Genomic DNA, 1,917 nt, shown 5'->3' on the forward strand with positions numbered 1-1,917 from the left:
TTGCTGTTTAAGTTGTTCTAAAATTTCATGACGTTCAGTGTCACCACCTTTTAAGCTAATACCCACAAAAACTTGTGCTTCTTCTGTGTTATTTGCACGGTAGTTAAACTCGGTAATGTTACGGCCCTGTAGAGCACGGCAGAAGCCTAAGAATGCACCTTTTTCTTCAGAAAGAGTAACTGCATAAATTGCTTCACGTTGTTCACCCAATTCGGTGCGCTCTGCAATGTAACGTAAGCGGTCAAAGTTCATGTTGGCGCCGCAAACAATCGATACCATGTTTTTGCCGCTAATTTTATGCTCGGCAACATATTTTTTGATACCAGCTAGGGCCATTGCACCAGACGGCTCAACAATGCTGCGGTTTTCATCAAAAGTATCTTTAATTGCAGCACAGATCTCATCTGTATTTACAGTAACAATGTCTGGTTCAACAATTGGTCCAGAGTTATCTGATTTGCGTAAACGAACGATATCAAAAGGTAAGGCACCAATTTGAGCAACTGCTGTACCATCAGCAAATAAGCCTACGTGGGGTAGGACTACACGTTCATTTGCTTCTAGCGCTGCTTTTAAACAAGCTGACTCTTCATATTCAACACCGATGACTTTGACATGCGGTGCAACATCACCTAAGTAAGCTGCTACACCAGCAATTAAGCCACCACCACCAACAGCAACAAAAACATATTCTACATCACGCCATTGGCGTAAAATTTCATTCGCAATTGTGCCTTGGCCCGCAATAACCAACTCGTCGTCATAAGGTGGAATAAAAACTAATCCTTCAGCTTCGGCACGTTGCTGAGCGTATTTGTTTGCAATATCAAAACTATCGCCATGTAATACAACTTGGCCACCCAAACGCTTCACTGCCTGAACTTTAATGTCAGGGGTAGTACTTGGCATAACAATAATTGCAGGAATACCTAAACGTTGACCAGACAACGCTACACCTTGCGCATGGTTGCCGGCAGATGCGCAAATGACGCCACGTTCAAGTTGTTCTTTCGGTAATTGACTAATACGGTTATAGGCACCGCGTAATTTAAAAGAAAAAACTGGTTGTAAATCTTCACGCTTAAAACGTTTAATTTTTGACTAATTCGTGGAGCTGCTTCGAGAGGTGTTTCAATTGCAACATCATAAACCGTTGCTTGTAAAATTTGTCGTACCACACGAGACAGCATGTTCATCTTCCCTATAACAGTTTAAAATAGGAAATTATTGTAGCAAACCCTTGTGCATTTGCGCCGTTTATTGGCGCATAAATGTCAAAAAATAGTTGAGTGATGTAATGAGCCTATATGCAACCCAAGATGAAAAGAAACAAGCTGCTGCGAAAGCTGCTTTAAAACACTTACCCAAAGGTGGCATTTTGGGGGTAGGAACTGGAAGTACTGTAAATTTCCTGATTGATTTATTGCCTGAACTACAATTAGAAGCAGCAGTAGCAAGTTCTCAAGCAACAGCAGACCGGCTTAAAAAATTAGGCATAGAAGTGGTTGATATGAACCATGTGGGTAGCCTTGATGCTTATGTTGATGGTGCAGATGAGATTGATCGTCATATGCATATGATTAAAGGCGGCGGCGCAGCATTAACTCGTGAAAAAATTGTAGCCTCAATTGCTAAAAAGTTTGTATGTGTCGTTGATGATTCGAAATGGGTTGATCAACTTGGTCGTGATTTCCCATTACCAGTAGAAGTTATTCCAATGGCGCGTTCTGCTGTAGCTCGTAAATTGGTAAGCTTAGGTGGTGATCCGGTTTATCGTGAAGGTGTGGTAACAGATAACGGAAACGTTATTTTAGATGTATTTAATTTGAACATCTTAAATGCAATTGATTTGGAAAAGACAATTAACAACATTCCGGGTGTTGTGACTAACGGTATTTTTGCGTTAAATCCAGCAAC

At 41.0% G+C, this 1,917-nt stretch carries 1 protein-coding gene and 1 pseudogene; one reads left to right on the forward strand and one right to left on the reverse strand.

Annotation, left to right across the window (positions count from 1 at the left end):
* Nucleotides 1-1,196: pseudogene (gene ilvA, locus VXQ92_RS16320) on the reverse strand (threonine ammonia-lyase, biosynthetic); the annotation flags it as partial.
* A 101-nt stretch (nucleotides 1,197-1,297) separates the two neighbouring features.
* On the opposite strand from ilvA, the gene rpiA reads away from it, so the two are divergent.
* On the forward strand, nucleotides 1,298-1,917 hold a 620-nt coding region (gene rpiA, locus VXQ92_RS16325), incomplete at its 3' end, for a ribose-5-phosphate isomerase RpiA (protein ID WP_416682535.1).

The organism is Acinetobacter sp. 228, assembly GCF_048147885.1.